Genomic DNA, 13,262 nt, shown 5'->3' with positions numbered 1-13,262 from the left:
TCAGTCCGTCTCCCGTCCTGCGGGGTCGAAGCGGTAGCCCACGCCCCACACGGTCTGTATCAGCCGGGGCCGGGCCGGATCGTCCTCGATCTTGCCGCGCAGCCGCCTCACATGGACGGTGACGGTGGACAGGTCGCCGAAGTCCCAGCCCCACACCTCGCGCATCAGCTCCTCCCGGGCGAAGGCCTGCCCGGGGTGCCGGAGGAAGTAGGCGAGCAGGTCGAACTCACGCAGGGTCAGTGCCAGTTCGACACCGTTCTTGGTGGCTCTGCGGGAGGTGGGGTCGACGGTCAGCCCGGCCGCGGACGGCGGGCGCGGCGCGGTGGCGGGCCGGGTCCGGCGCAGGACCGACTCCACCCTCAGCACCAGCTCCCGCGGGCTGAACGGCTTGGTCACGTAGTCGTCGGCGCCGACCTCCAGGCCCAGGATCCGGTCGTCCTCGTCACCGCGTGCGGTCAGCATGATGACCGGCACGGGTCCCGTGCCCCGTATCCGCCGGCACACCTCGAGGCCGTCCATGCCGGGCAGCATCAGGTCCAGCACGACCAGGTCCGGCCAGTGCGCGGCGGCTCGGTCGAGCGCGGCCGGACCGTCGTCGGCCCGGTCCACGACGTGGCCCGCGCGCTCCAGGTATCCGGCGACGACTTCCGCGACCGTGGGGTCGTCGTCGACGACCAGGATCCGGGCGGGACCGGCAGGGGGTCCGTCCGGAGGCCTGCGGGGGAACACGTCCGTGACGGTGGACTCGTGGGGCTGCTGCATGTACTCAGCCTCGCACCGCGGACCCTCGGGCGTCGCCACCGGGAGACGCTCCAGCTCCGACGTCCGCGTTTCGTAAGGAACGGAAGTCCGATTCGCGCGTTTTGCGCTCGTAGGGTGAAAGCCGTGACCACCTCGCCCCCTCCGGACGTCGATGTCGTACTCCCGTGTCTGAACGAGGCACGGGCCCTGCCCTGGGTCCTGGCCCGTGTCCCGGCCGGCTGGCGCGCGCTCGTCGTCGACAACGGCTCCACCGACGGCTCGGCGGACATCGCCCGCGCGCACGGCGCCACGGTCGTGACCGAGCCGCGCCGTGGTTTCGGCGCCGCCTGCCACGCCGGGCTGACCGCCGCCACCGCCGACGTCGTCTGCTTCTGCGACTGCGACGCCTCCCTCGATCCCGCCCTCCTGGTCCCCTTCGTGCGCGAGATCCTCGCCGGCGGCACCGACCTCGTCCTCGGCCGCAGACGCCCGCAGGGCCGGGGTGCGTGGCCCGCGCACGCCCGCGCCGGGAATATCGCCCTCGCCCGGATGCTGCGCCGCCGCACCGGACTGCGCCTGCACGATCTGGGCCCGCTGCGCGCCGCCCGCCGCGAGGCGCTGCTCGGCCTCGGCCTCACCGACCGGCGCAGCGGATACCCGCTCCAGATGGTGGTCCGCGCCGCCGACGCCGGCTGGCGGGTAGCCGAGCACGACGTCCCGTACCTGCCGCGCACCGGCGCCTCGAAGGTGACGGGCACCTGGCGCGGCACCTGGCACGCCGTACGGGACATGCGCCGCGTCCTGGCCGAGGAACCGGACCTCCGAGAGGAGACCTCCAGGTGAGCGCCGCGACCACTCTCCTCGTCGTCGCCAAGGAGCCGCGCCCCGGCCGGGTCAAGACCCGGCTCACCCCTCCCTTCACCCCCGCCGAGGCGGCCGCGCTGGCCGAGGCGGCGCTCGCCGACACCCTGCACGCCGTGGCGGCGACGCCCGCACTCCGTCGGGTTCTGGTGCTCGACGGGGAACCGGGCCCCTGGCTGCCGGCCGGCTTCGACGTCGTACCGCAGCGCCCGGGCGACCTCGACGAACGGCTCGCCGCCGCGTTCGCCGGGTGTACGGGGCCCGCCCTGCTGATCGGGATGGACACCCCGCAGGTGACGCCGGAACTGCTGGACGTGGACTTCGCCGACTGCGACGCCTGCTTCGGCCCGGCCGAGGACGGCGGTTTCTGGGCCTTGGGCCTGTCCCGCCCCGACCCCGCCCTGCTGCGGGGTGTGCCCATGTCGACGCCGGTGACGGGCGCCGTGCAGCGCGGGCGGCTCGTCGCGGCCGGCCTGCGGGTACGCGACCTGCCGCCGCTCCGGGACGTCGACACCGCCGACGACGCGCGGGCCGTGGCCGCACTGGCCCCGCACGGACGCTTCGCCGCCCGGCTGGCGGCGGGCACGCCGGTCGCGGACCGGCGGGCGAGCCGGTGAGGGCGGCCCCGCGTGTGGGCCCCGGCCGGCTGTCCGCGCCGCGCGCCGCCGGGGACTGGGAGTCCTGCGACCCCTATGCGGCCGCGCTGCGCACCGGTCGCGGGCCGCTGTTCCTGCGGCGCACCGACGGCCGGCTGCTGCCGCTGGACGTGGAGCGGTGGTGCGCGCGGGCCGACGCGGTCGACCTGGAGGTGCTGGACCGGTGCGAGGGCCCCGTGCTGGACGTCGGCTGCGGTCCGGGCCGGCTGGTGGCGGAGCTCGCCGGCCGGGGCCGCACCGTCCTCGGTATCGACGTCAGCGAGGCCGCCGTGGCCCGCACCGTGCGCACCGGCGGCCAGTCGCTGCGGCGCTCCGTGTTCGAGCCGCTGCCCGGCGAGGGACGCTGGGGCACCGTCCTGCTCATGGACGGCAACGTCGGCATCGGCGGCGACCCCGGCGCCCTGCTCGCCCGCATCGCCGCCCTGCTCGCGCCCGGCGGCCTGCTGATCGCGGAGACAGCCCGGGCGGACGTCGACGAGCGCGCTCACGTGCAGGTCGTCGACGGCTCGGCGGGCCCCGCTCCCGGCAGCCCTTTCCCCTGGGCGCGGATCGGCGCCCGCGCCCTGCGCCGCCGCGCGGCCGCCGGCGGCTGGCGGACGGCCGCTCAGTGGACGTCGGGGGACCGCCGCTTCGTCGCCCTGCGCAGCAGCAACACCAGCGCCGAACCGCCGAACAACACCGCCGTGATCGCCAGCCAGCGGGTGAGGAAGCCGTCCGCCGACAGTCCGGCGACCGAGCGGTAGCGCGCGTCCACCCGGCCGCTGATCAGCGGGAACCACACCAGCAGAAGCAGCGCCGAGAAGGCGGCCGGGATCCGCACGTACGGCACCCACTCACGACGGCCCGCCTTCCCCAGCCCGCGCACCAGGGCGCGGTCGGCCACCGCGTACAGCGGCAGCAGCACCAGGTCGTGCAGGAGCGCCGCCCCCACGAACCACAGCACCACGCCGGACCAGTCACCGGCGAGCAGCCGCACCCCCGCGTAGCCCGCCAGCGCGAACGAGGCGGCGAGCAGCGGGATCTGGAAAGGGCTGCCGATCACGGGCCGCGGAGGGCGTGCCGGCCGTACCCTGCGTACGAGGTTCATCCCAGGTCTCCGAACGTCATCCGCGCCACCCACTTCGTGTTCAGCACGCCGGGCGCGGCGGGCACGATGATCCGCGCCGGATAGCCGTGGTCCGGGCTCAGCGTCTCCCCGTTGACGTACAGCGCGAGCAGGGAGCGCGGGTCGGCCACCTGGTTGCCGCGCAGGGCGCCCCTGCGGAAGGCGCCCCGCCGCTGGAGGGACTCGACGAGCACGTCCGGCGCGTCGCCGTCGAAGCCCACCAGGGCGGCGAGGTCGCGCAGCCGCACCCCGCGCCACCACTGGTCGGAGGTGGACCAGCCTTCGACACAGGCGATGGGCAACGCGGCGCTGTGCAGCGGCAGTCGCAGCAGGTCGGCGCGGCCGAGACGGACCGTTCCGGTGGGGCCGACGACGACGAGCCGCCACGCGTCCTCGTGCGTCTCGGCCGGGTCGATGCCCGCGTAGGCGGCGGTCTTGTTGATCTGGAAGCCGTTCGGGCCGCCGCCCGGTTCGGCCCCGCCGTGCGGCGCGAGCACGGCCGTCGCCCGCACCGCCCCGTCGAAGCTGCGGCCGGCACTGGTGGCGAACAGCAGCAGTGATCCCCCGCCGACCGTCCACAGGGCCCCGCGCCGCGACACCGTCGGCGCGTCGGGCCGCGACGCCACCAGGCTGTCCCGCTCCTCCCCTCCCCCGGCACGCATCCGCCGTACGTTGCGCACCGCGGCCGGCACCTTCAGCGCGGCGTGCGCGAGGAACGCGGCGAAGAAGACCCAGGCCCCGTAGAAGTGCAGCGGGTAGAAGGAGCCGGGGAAGACATACTCCAACTGGACGTTGAGCACCCCGGTCACGAACTCGAACAGCGCGCCTCCCACCAGGAGCAGCAGCGAGACCCGCTCCAGCGCGTGGGCGAGTGAGCGGACCGGCGGCAGCGTGAACAGCCTCGGCACCACCGACCACAGCTTGGCCAGCAGTACCGGGATCAGGGTCAGCCCGAGGGTGACGTGGACGCCCTGGGTGAGGCGGTACAGCCAGGGAGGGTCGGTCGGCCAGGCGAAGAGATAGAAGCCGAGAAGCCCCTTGCCCGGGGTCTTGTCGTTGACCGGGGACAGGTCCGGGTTGTACGCGGCGTACGAGAGCAGGCCGGTCGCGAACAGCACGCTGATGCCGGCGAGCAGGACGAGGCCGAGTACCGAGGTGAACCAGGGGCCGCGCAGGGGGCTGCGCCACAGGCGCGGCGAGGACAAAGGCCGTGGGGCGAGGTCGCGCATGGTCCGACGGTAGGCCGCGACCGGTACCCGGGACGGCCCACGACCCATGACGAAACGCTGACGTCCGCCCGCGCACCGACCGGTGCGCGGGTTCCCGGCCTACGGTGCCGGTGTGACCCTCCGCTCCGTTCCCCGTGACCTGTACGCCGTCGCTGCCGCCGCGCTGCTCGTGGCGGCAGCCGTCCTCGTCGGCCGGTACGTGTTCACCTACGAGGACCTGATCGTCGGCTGGCCACCCCTGCTGGGCCGCTGGGACCCGCACCTGGGCCCCGGCACGCCGGCGGCGGCCCTGGTAGCGGTGGCGACCGTGGCGTACGGCCCGACCGTCGCCGCCCGCCTGCCGTGGCGCGCCCTGCTTCCCGCGGCTTGGGGCGCGGCGATGGCCTGGACCTGGTCACTGGCCCTGATCGACGGCTGGCACCGGGGCATCGCGGGCCGGCTCACCACCCACCAGGAGTACCTGTCGGTCATCGGCCGCTGGAACGACGTCCCGGCGACCCTGCGCGACTTCACCCAGCACATCCTGCTCCACTCCCCCGACAACTGGCCGGCCCACGTCGCCGGTCACCCCCCGGCGGCCACGCTCACCTTCGTACTGCTCGACCGGATCGGGCTGGGCGGCGGGGGCTGGGCCGGGGCCTGGTGCATCACCATCGGCGCGACGGCGTGCGTGGCGGTGCTGGTGGCGGTACGCGCCCTGGCCGGAGAACGGCTCGCCCGGCGAACGGCGCCCTTCCTGGTGCTGGCACCGGCCGCGGTGTGGATGGGCACGTCCGCCGACGGCTACTTCGCGGCGGTCGCCGCGTGGGCCGTGGCCCTGCTGGCCCTCGCCGTCACGCGGCGCTCGCTGTGGTGGGCGGCGGGCTCGGGGCTGCTGTTCGGCCTGACCTGCTACCTCTCGTACGGGCTCACGCTCTTCGCGGTGCTCGGGGCGGCGGTACTGCTGCTGGGCAGACGCGAGGTGCGGGAACGGCCGCTGCTGTTCGTGCCGCTGCTGGCGGGGACGGCGGTGGTGCCCGTGGCCTTCGCCATGGCCGGGTTCGACTGGTGGGAGGCGTACCACCTGTTGGTCACCCGCTACTACGAGGGTGCGGGCGGGGTCCGCCCCTACGGCTACTGGGTGTGGGCCAACCTCGCCTGCACGGTGCTCATCACGGGCCTGGCGACGGCGGCGGGCCTGCGCCGGGCCGCTGTGGTCCGGCGGCACGGTGAGGAGGTCCGCGCCGAGGACACCCGCCTCGCGTTCCTCGTCGCCGCGTCGCTGCTCGCCCTGCTCGTCGCCGACCTGTCCGGCATGAGCAAGGCGGAGACGGAACGCATCTGGCTCCCCTTCGCCCTGTGGCTCCTGCCGGCCTGCGCGTTCCTCACCCGCCCGCGCGCCTGGCTGGCAGCGCAGGCGGTCCTGGCCCTGCTCCTCAACCACCTGCTGGCGACCGGCTGGTGAGGCGGGGCGCGCGGCGGCTCAGCGGCCGGCCGTAAGAGTTTCGTCATCTGCCGGGTGGCCCGCGCCGGCCGGCTCTCGCATTGAATGGTTCGGTCAACGACTGTCTCGGGAGGGGCGCAATGAGACGTCTTCGAAGTGTTCTGGTCAGGCCGTGGGGCATCGCTGCGCTGACCGTGGCCGTCGGGGTGGGCGGTTTCGGCTCCTACTGGTTCCAGCCATGGAAGCTGTGGCAGGAGGAAACCGTCAACGAGGCACTGCCCCAAGCCGTGGCGCCACCGCGGCCGTCCGCTGGGCAGCCGGCCGGCGGCACGCCTTCCGCACCGGCCCCGGCCGGCCCGGTGACCCTGGCGAGCGGCGGGCTGATCAGCCACGAGCACGCGACCTCGGGAACGGTGAAACTGGTGCGGCTCACCGACGGCTCCCACATCGTGCGTGTCGAGAACCTCGACACGAGCAACGGCCCGGACCTGCGGGTGTGGCTGACCGACGCGCCGGTGAAGTCGGGGACGGCCGGCTGGCACGTGTTCGACGACGGGGAGTACGTCAGTCTCGGGAAGCTCAAGGGGAACAAGGGCAGCCAGAACTACACGGTACCGGCCGACATCGACCCCTCCCGCTACACCAGTGTGAGCATCTGGTGCGACCGCTTCGACGTCTCCTTCGGCGCCGCTGAGCTCGCCCGCGTCTGAGGTCGCGAACCCGCCCGACCTCGCTGGTTCTCGGGTGGCCTACCGGGTCGCTGGCGTCGGCGGCGACCTGTGCACTCCCGCCCTGCCCTGGGGGGACATGGACGTCGCGCCCAGCCTTGGCCGGGCGGTCGACGCCCATGATCCGGCGGGTTTCGCCGTCCGCTACGCCGGCCTGGACGATCTGATCCTCATGCGCCGTTCCCTCGGGCGGCCCAAGGACCACCGTCGCGCGGACGAGCTTGAGGCCTTGCGCCCTTGAGTGCTTGGGGTTCGAGCGGTTCGCCCTCGTACCGACGACGAGACAGGCCGGGGCCACCGGCCTTGACCGAGGGCCCGGGCCGCACGGTCACGTCGTGTGCCGAGGTCAGGTATGTCTGTGGGGCCTGCGGGCGGTTCGATCGGCTGTGCCCTGCTCGGGCTCCTCCGAGACGAGCCGGTCCTCTGACGCCCGTGTTGCTCCTGGCGGATCCGGCCGCGGCCGCCGTGGCGGACCGCACGGGTTGCCCGGCCGCGTGCCGCATGCCCCGGCGACATCCCGGTCGCGCACAGCGAACGGGGGCGCGTCGCCGTGCGGGGTCCGGCGGGTCACTCGGGCGCCGGCCGGCGAGCCCTTCGCCCGGCGTAACACCAGTGGCCGACCGCCGCCCCCGGGTCGAAGCTGTTCGTTACTGCCCCCGCTGTGCGTCGCTGGAGGCCCGAGCCCCCATGGATCATCGCCCCCCGGTGCCCAACGCACGCGCCCGCCTGGAGCGGGAAGCGATCAGAGGGCTGCTGCGAGCCCAGCGTCGGCGCATCCGGTCCTACACGCGGGACCACTACACCGACCACCAAGCCGCTCCCGGCAGGCACCCCTCACCGCAGGTTCCGCCGGTATCGGGGCTTCCCACGGGACAGGAGGTCCTCGACGCCCTCCCGCTACCGGCCCTGTTGCTGACCCCCGTGCCCGGTGACCAGGGCGAGATCGTCGACACCCTCTACATGACCCAGAACGCGGCGGCCGTCGCTTACGTGACCGAGCGGCTCCCCGAAAGCGTGCTCTCACGGTGGTCGGGGCCCGTGTCGCTGTACGCACGCTTTCCCTCCCTGCGCCGGACGCCGATCGTCGGGATGATCAGCCGCGCGCACCGTGACCATGCGGCCCAGGGGCCGGAAGCCGTCGAGTGGGTGGTCGGCAGCCCTTCCGGTCCGGTAAGGCTCGTCACTGAAGTCCGCGTCGCCCCCTGCGGTGACCAACTGCTGCTCACCTGGGAACCCGGCCACCGCAGGCACATGGCCACCGCCGCCCAGCAGCTGGTACGCACGTGCTGGGCGGAGTGGAACCTCGGGGACGACGGCGTCGAGCCTTCCCTGGGATTCCACCAGGTGCTCGGACTCGCGGCCGGCACACCGCCGCCCACCCTGTCCGACCTCGCGGACACCGTCACGGACGACAGTCTGCCCGGCCTTTACCAGATGCTGTACGACGTCATCCTGCGGAAGCGGACCGCGGACTGCACACTGCGCCTGCCAGGCCGGATCAACCGGATCACCCGCATGATCGGTGAGCCCGTACGGATCACCCCCGGTGCCCTGGTCTGGGGCGTCCGTGCCGTGCTCACCGACGTCACCGCCGAACACCGCCGCCGTGAGACGGCAGACCACGCCGAGCAAGAAGCACGTCGCCAGCGCCAGCACGCCAAGACGCTCGGGGAGGTCGCGGAGGCCCTGCGGGAAGCGGTGCTCCCGCACTTCCACGACGAGCTGGCCGCCTACGGTCTCCAGGCCGCAGCCGTCTACCGGCCGGACGCGCGCGAGGCGGGAGTGGGCGGCGACTGGTACAAGGCTCGCAAGCTGCCGGACGGCCGGCTCCTCGTCGCCCTCGGCGACGCCCGGGGACACGGACTGTCCGCGGTCACCCTGATGGCGAAACTGCGCTATGCCCTTGCCGGGCTCGCCTACACGGAACAGCCGGTCGAGCAGCTGACGTACTGGCTCAACGAGACCGCCTGCGCCGACGGCACCGAGTCCACCGCCACCGGCATCATCGCCAGCTACCACCCCGAGCGGCAGTTGCTGCGCTGGGTGTCTGCCGGGCACCCCACCCCGGTGCTCGTCCGCGACGGGCGCGCCACGTCCCTGCCCGCCCCGCCCGGCGGACCGGGACTCCCCCTCGGCGTGCTGCCCGGCGCGTCCTACACCGCCGACGAGACCCCGTTGCGGATCGGCGACATCGTCCTCATCTACTCGGACGGCCTCACCGAGCGGCGGGACGGTGACCCGGACCTGGACACACTGCGCTTCCTCGACGCCGCCGAGTCCTCCTTGCGGACGGCGGCCCCGGGCCCGGTCCGGGAGGGACTGCACGCCTACGCGGAGCACCTCGTCGCCCGCCTCGACGGCCCGCACCGCTCGGACGACGCCACCCTCCTCGCCCTGCGCCGGATCGCGCCGCACGGCGGATAGGGGGTGGGAGAAGACATCGGTCAGCGCGGGCACCGGCCTGCTCTGCCGCGATCTCATGGATACGACGGTCTGGCTTGGCGAGTCGGCCTCGGTGAAGGCCTTGGCCGGCCCACAGGCGGCGTATACGCGAAGTCACAGCCTGACGAGCTGAGGATCGCGTGCGGGGGTGCTGCCCAGCCCGTCGGCTTCACCTCAGGTGCCGGGTGAGGAACCGGGCCGCCGCTTCCCCCGCGAACTCCGGGACGCCCGTGTGACCGCCCATGTTGGCGTGCAGCGTCTTCGCCGTGGAACCGAAGGCATCGAAGAGGTCCAGGGCCGACTGCCGGTCGTTCGCCTCGTCGTCCCACTGCAGCAGGACGTGCAGCGGGATGGTGACCTGCCGAGCCTGCTCGAGGATGGCACGAGGCACGAAGCTCCCGGCGAACAGGACGGCCGCCGAGACACGCGGCTCGACCACCGCGAGCCGGACACCGATGGAGATGACTCCGCCCGAGTAGCCGACCGGCCCGCCGATCTCCGGCAGTGACAGAAGTGCGTCCAGGGCCGCCTGCCATTCCGGGACCGCCCGCTCGACCAGCGGCAGAACGAGGGCGTCGACGGCCTCGTCACCGACTCGCCGGCCCGCCGTCACCGTACGACGCAGATCGGCGCGGGCCTGCTCGGCGGCGGGCCAACGGGGGCGGTCGCCGCTTCCGGGCAGCTCGATGGTGGCCGAGGCGAAACCGTCCGCCGCGGCGCGCCGGGCCCGGGCGACCAGTCGGGGGTACATCCGGTGGAGTCCGAGCGGCGGGTGGCCGAGCAGGACCAGGGGTGCCGCTGCGGACGGGGACGCGGACAGGGGTGACCACAGGATGCCGGGGATCTCGCCGATGGCGAACGCGCGCTCGCGGAGACCGTCGTCGAGGTGTTGCTCGGAAGTGAACCGCATGGTCGTGCCTTTCGGGAGGGCTGTTGAACGGCGCTCCCGGACGACCTATCGCCCGACCGCGGCTCCGGAGGAGAGCACCCATGTGGATTCGCTCACGGGTACCACCTCCTCGATCTCTCGCACGGCCTCCGGAAACGTAGCAGTGAGCACGGGGGGCCGCCAACCATTTCTTCGGGGGACGGCGCTCGATGCGGAGAGACCGTGGCCGGCCGGCCTCGCCGGAAGCGGCTGTGGCGACCTGGTGTACGAAAGTCATGGAGCGATCGACTTATGGCCGATGCACCGTGTGCCTGGACGCCGTTGACTGATCGGGTGACGATCCAAGTGTCCGAACCGACCGCTCTTGCCGCGCGCGCCCTTGCACCCGACTTGGCGCGAGGCCTCATGCTGCTGTTCATCGCGCTGGCCAACTCCCACTACTTCCTTAGGGGACCGTCAGTGCTCGGAGGCTACCCGCGGGACGGCTCGCCTTCGGACTCGCTCGTCATCTGGCTGATCTCGACCTTCGTCGACGGCCGGGCGTTCCCGATGTTCGGGCTCCTCTTCGGCTACGGCGTCGCCCTCATCGTGCGCCGGCAGGAGGCCCGAAAGCCGCGGTCAGTGCGGCGACTGCTGTGGCGGCGCAGTCTGGTGCTGATCGTCGTCGGTGTCGTGCACGCGGTGCTGCTCTACGTCGGTGACATTTTGGCGGCATACGGTGTGCTGCTGTTGGCGGGCGCATGGATGGTCCGCTGGAAGGACCGCTGGCTGCTGCTGACCGCTCTGCTGTTCTTCGTGCTCGTCTCCTTGCCGAGTGGCGACTCGTCGACCATCAGCGGCGATCCGCCGGACAGCTCGATGCTTCCCACGGACGTGCTCACGATGGTCACCGAGCGGGTGCAGGTGGCGCCCTTGGTCGCGTTGTTGGGGCCGCTCGGGTTCATGTGCCCGTTCGCCGTCGGACTCTGGGCAGGACGGCGACGGATTCTGGAGCGACCGGAACGGTACCGAATACTGCTGCGTGTCACGGCCTCCGCGGGGATCGCCGCCGCCGTACTCGGCGCCCAGCCCATTTCGCTGATGCTCACCGGCATCGTGGACGTTCCGGGACAACCGGTATTGGAGCTGATCGGCCCTCTGCACGACTCGACGGGCGTCCTGGGCGGGTTCGGGTACGCGGCGCTGGTGTCACTGCTCACTCGTCGGCTCGAGCCCCGACGGGGAACGGTGGTGAACGCGATCGCCGCCGTCGGTCAGCGGTCGATGACCTGCTATCTGGCACAGTCCGTCGTCTGGGCGCTGGTCTTCACACCCTTCCTGCTCAACCTCTCCGCGGTCATGACCGTCGCCACCACGGCACTCCTGGCCCTCGCGACCTGGATCGCGACGGTGCTGCTGGCGCACCGCATGCGCCAGGCAGGACAGCGGGGCCCGTTCGAGACGCTGGTCCGGCGTGTCACGTATCGACGACCGGACCGGGCCGTGAGGTGGGTGGAACCCAGCCGGGAGGCAAGGACACTTGACGTTGCCGTGACGCACGGTGCGGCATTAAAGTCGGTCAGGTGACTGCCGGGTCGGCCCTAGGCCATGCACGAGTGAGGCGCCCGGCCTCGGCGTGAGCGCGAGGCGGGTAAGAGCCCCGCCGTTTCTCCGTGTCCTCCCTTCCAGCCTTCCAACGCCCCTACGCGGCGTTCCACAGCGGATCCAAGACTCGGAGACACGTTCACATGCCCCATGACCAGCAGCATCGGCACGAACCCGAATCGGCGGCCACCGTCCAGCTGAATCACACCGCCGTCTACGCCAAGGACCGGCAGCTGTCGGCCGAGTTCATCGCCGCGATACTCGGCCTGGAGGTCGGCGCGCCCTTCGGCCCGTTCCTGCCGGTCGACTTGGGCAACGGCGTGACACTCGACTACTACGAGAAGCGCGACGAGCCGATCCAGTCCCAGCACTACGCGTTCCTCGTGCCCGACGGGCGGTTCGACACCATGATCGCGCGTCTGGAGGCGGTCGGGGTCACCTACTACGCCGACCCCGGTCACACCGAGCCCGGCCAGATCAATCGCCTCTTCGGCGGTCGCGGCGCCTACTTCGACGACCCGGACGGCCACAACATGGAGATCATGACGCGTCCGTACGCACGGCCGTAGCGGACAGCCCAACAGGGCAGGCTCCCCCGCCCTGCGACTCCCCGGCATCCGGTACCGAACCGACGTCCGGTGCCGGATGCCGGGGATCCGGCGGGACGAACGGACATGTGCGCCCCGGGATGCTGTGATACTCACGGCCTCCAGGACGGTGGAAGCTCCCTCGAGTACCTTCCGCTGCGGCACGGAGACGGCCTTGGCGGCGGGACGCGTCAGTGGACCGGAAAGCCGAACGAGTATCCCTGCTCCTTGAGCCACGGAAGGACCCTGCGCAGGGCTTCGACCGTCTGGGCGCGGTCGCCCCCGGCGTCGTGGAAGAGGATCGTCGGCCCGTTGCGCAGCTCGCGCCGGACGGTTGCGACGATGGCGTCCGCGCCGGGCCGTTCGAAGTCCTTGGTGTCCACGTTCCAGCCCAGTGGCCGCATCCCCCGGGATGCGGCCAGCGTGCGGCTGTGGGGGGTGAAGGCACCGCCGGGGGCCCGGTAGTACATCGGCCGCACGCCCCCGGACGCCTCGGTGATCATGCGCTCGGCGTCGAGGATCTCCTTGGACTGGTACGCCTCGGACTTCTTGTCCATGGCGGTGTCGTGCGACACCGAGTGGTCGCACAGGCGGTGCCCGGCCGCGACGACGTCCTTCACGAGGCCCGGGTGGGCCTGGGCCTGCGTGCCCGTCATGCAGAACGTGGCCTTGGCCCCGTACTCGCGCAGCAGGTCGAGCACTTGGGGGGTCCAGGCAGGGTCGGGGCCGTCGTCGATGGTGATGTTGACGCCCCGCGCCCCCTCGTCGGAGGCGTGCGCGATGGTCGGGTCGACCGGGTCGACGTCACTGCCCGGCGTGGCCGATGCGGACGGCTTCGGTGGCGGCGCGCCCACGGGTCCGGCCTGCGCGGTCCACACCGAGGCGCCGACCGCGAGGACCGTCACTCCGAGCGCCGCCCCGACCACTTTGCCGTACCAGGCCCGTCCGCCGCCGTGCCGCGCCATGTCCGTCCCGCCTTCGCGTAAGTTCTTCGCCGTTCCCCGGTCCCGTCGGGAC

The 13,262-nt window shown here is 72.6% G+C and carries 13 protein-coding genes; 9 read left to right on the top strand and 4 right to left on the bottom strand.

Annotated features, from left to right (window positions below):
• Window positions 1–762 carry a response regulator transcription factor gene (locus ACFW47_RS25485; protein ID WP_386307236.1) on the bottom strand — a complete coding sequence of 254 codons (762 nt, stop codon included), beginning with the start codon at window positions 760–762 and terminating at the stop codon, window positions 1–3.
• 114 nt (window positions 763–876) lie between these two features.
• Here ACFW47_RS25485 and ACFW47_RS25480 point away from each other — a divergent pair, with 114 nt between their 5' ends.
• The 3 genes from ACFW47_RS25480 to ACFW47_RS25470 are packed head-to-tail and all read left to right on the top strand — an operon-like array spanning window position 877 to window position 3,001.
• The gene (locus tag ACFW47_RS25480) at window positions 877–1,584 is read left to right on the top strand and encodes a glycosyltransferase family 2 protein (RefSeq protein WP_386307235.1); all 708 of its coding nucleotides are present in this window, start codon (window positions 877–879) and stop codon (window positions 1,582–1,584) included.
• Entirely contained in the window at window positions 1,581–2,219 is a 639-nt protein-coding gene (locus ACFW47_RS25475) for a DUF2064 domain-containing protein (RefSeq protein ID WP_386307234.1), read from the top strand. The genes ACFW47_RS25480 and ACFW47_RS25475 overlap by 4 nt, the downstream gene beginning before the upstream one ends.
• Window positions 2,220–2,233: 14 nt before the next feature.
• Window positions 2,234–3,001 carry a class I SAM-dependent methyltransferase gene (locus ACFW47_RS25470; RefSeq protein WP_386307233.1) on the top strand — a complete coding sequence of 256 codons (768 nt, stop codon included), beginning with the start codon at window positions 2,234–2,236 and terminating at the stop codon, window positions 2,999–3,001.
• A 340-nt stretch (window positions 3,002–3,341) separates the two neighbouring features.
• On the opposite strand, the gene ACFW47_RS25465 is transcribed toward ACFW47_RS25470, so the two are convergent.
• The gene (locus ACFW47_RS25465; RefSeq protein WP_386307231.1) at window positions 3,342–4,592 is read right to left on the bottom strand and encodes a molybdopterin-dependent oxidoreductase; all 1,251 of its coding nucleotides are present in this window, start codon (window positions 4,590–4,592) and stop codon (window positions 3,342–3,344) included.
• Between the two features lie 112 nt (window positions 4,593–4,704).
• On the opposite strand from ACFW47_RS25465, the gene ACFW47_RS25460 reads away from it, so the two are divergent.
• The 4 genes from ACFW47_RS25460 (at window position 4,705) to ACFW47_RS25445 (ending at window position 9,167) form a co-directional block, all read left to right on the top strand.
• Window positions 4,705–6,036 (top strand): hypothetical protein, encoded by a 1,332-nt coding sequence (locus ACFW47_RS25460; protein WP_386284003.1) that lies wholly within the window; start codon window positions 4,705–4,707, stop codon window positions 6,034–6,036.
• Window positions 6,037–6,155: 119 nt separating this feature from the next.
• The gene (locus tag ACFW47_RS25455) at window positions 6,156–6,725 is read left to right on the top strand and encodes a DM13 domain-containing protein (protein WP_386307230.1); all 570 of its coding nucleotides are present in this window, start codon (window positions 6,156–6,158) and stop codon (window positions 6,723–6,725) included.
• Window positions 6,726–6,822: 97 nt separating this feature from the next.
• A complete protein-coding gene (locus ACFW47_RS25450) occupies window positions 6,823–6,984 on the top strand; it encodes a hypothetical protein (RefSeq protein ID WP_386284008.1) in 162 nt (53 codons plus the stop codon).
• Between the two features lie 464 nt (window positions 6,985–7,448).
• On the top strand, window positions 7,449–9,167 hold the full coding sequence (locus ACFW47_RS25445) for a PP2C family protein-serine/threonine phosphatase (RefSeq protein ID WP_386307229.1): 1,719 nt from the start codon (window positions 7,449–7,451) through the stop codon (window positions 9,165–9,167).
• Window positions 9,168–9,354: 187 nt separating this feature from the next.
• On the opposite strand, the gene ACFW47_RS25440 is transcribed toward ACFW47_RS25445, so the two are convergent.
• Window positions 9,355–10,095: an alpha/beta hydrolase gene (locus ACFW47_RS25440; RefSeq protein ID WP_386284014.1), complete on the bottom strand. Its 741-nt coding sequence runs from the start codon at window positions 10,093–10,095 to the stop codon at window positions 9,355–9,357.
• Window positions 10,096–10,365: 270 nt separating this feature from the next.
• Between ACFW47_RS25440 and ACFW47_RS25435 the strand changes: the two genes are divergently transcribed.
• Together ACFW47_RS25435 and ACFW47_RS25430 are read left to right on the top strand one after the other, a co-directional pair.
• Window positions 10,366–11,640 (top strand): DUF418 domain-containing protein, encoded by a 1,275-nt coding sequence (locus ACFW47_RS25435; RefSeq protein WP_386307227.1) that lies wholly within the window; start codon window positions 10,366–10,368, stop codon window positions 11,638–11,640.
• Window positions 11,641–11,801: 161 nt separating this feature from the next.
• Window positions 11,802–12,227 (top strand): VOC family protein, encoded by a 426-nt coding sequence (locus ACFW47_RS25430; RefSeq protein ID WP_386284018.1) that lies wholly within the window; start codon window positions 11,802–11,804, stop codon window positions 12,225–12,227.
• 209 nt (window positions 12,228–12,436) lie between these two features.
• Here the strand turns inward: ACFW47_RS25430 and ACFW47_RS25425 are convergent, their stop codons facing one another.
• Window positions 12,437–13,210, bottom strand: coding sequence for a polysaccharide deacetylase family protein (locus ACFW47_RS25425; RefSeq protein ID WP_386284020.1), 774 nt, complete (start codon window positions 13,208–13,210; stop codon window positions 12,437–12,439).
• Between the last annotated feature and the right edge of the window lie 52 nt (window positions 13,211–13,262).

It is taken from the genome of Streptomyces sp. NPDC058796 (genome assembly GCF_042745235.1).
Classification (GTDB): Bacteria; Actinomycetota; Actinomycetes; order Streptomycetales; family Streptomycetaceae; genus Streptomyces.
This window is presented reverse-complemented; position numbering and strand designations above follow the sequence as displayed.

Excerpts from the sequence above, each read along its gene's own strand:
- ACFW47_RS25465 (WP_386307231.1), bottom strand. The coding sequence starts at position 4,592 with ATGCGCGACCTCGCCCCACGGCCTTTGTCCTCGCCGCGCCTGTGGCGC.
- ACFW47_RS25455 (WP_386307230.1), top strand. The coding sequence starts at position 6,156 with ATGAGACGTCTTCGAAGTGTTCTGGTCAGGCCGTGGGGCATCGCTGCG.
- ACFW47_RS25435 (WP_386307227.1), top strand. The coding sequence starts at position 10,366 with ATGGCCGATGCACCGTGTGCCTGGACGCCGTTGACTGATCGGGTGACG.
- ACFW47_RS25440 (WP_386284014.1), bottom strand. The coding sequence starts at position 10,095 with ATGCGGTTCACTTCCGAGCAACACCTCGACGACGGTCTCCGCGAGCGC.
- ACFW47_RS25485 (WP_386307236.1), bottom strand. The coding sequence starts at position 762 with ATGCAGCAGCCCCACGAGTCCACCGTCACGGACGTGTTCCCCCGCAGG.
- ACFW47_RS25425 (WP_386284020.1), bottom strand. The coding sequence starts at position 13,210 with ATGGCGCGGCACGGCGGCGGACGGGCCTGGTACGGCAAAGTGGTCGGG.
- ACFW47_RS25450 (WP_386284008.1), top strand. The coding sequence starts at position 6,823 with ATGGACGTCGCGCCCAGCCTTGGCCGGGCGGTCGACGCCCATGATCCG.
- ACFW47_RS25430 (WP_386284018.1), top strand. The coding sequence starts at position 11,802 with ATGCCCCATGACCAGCAGCATCGGCACGAACCCGAATCGGCGGCCACC.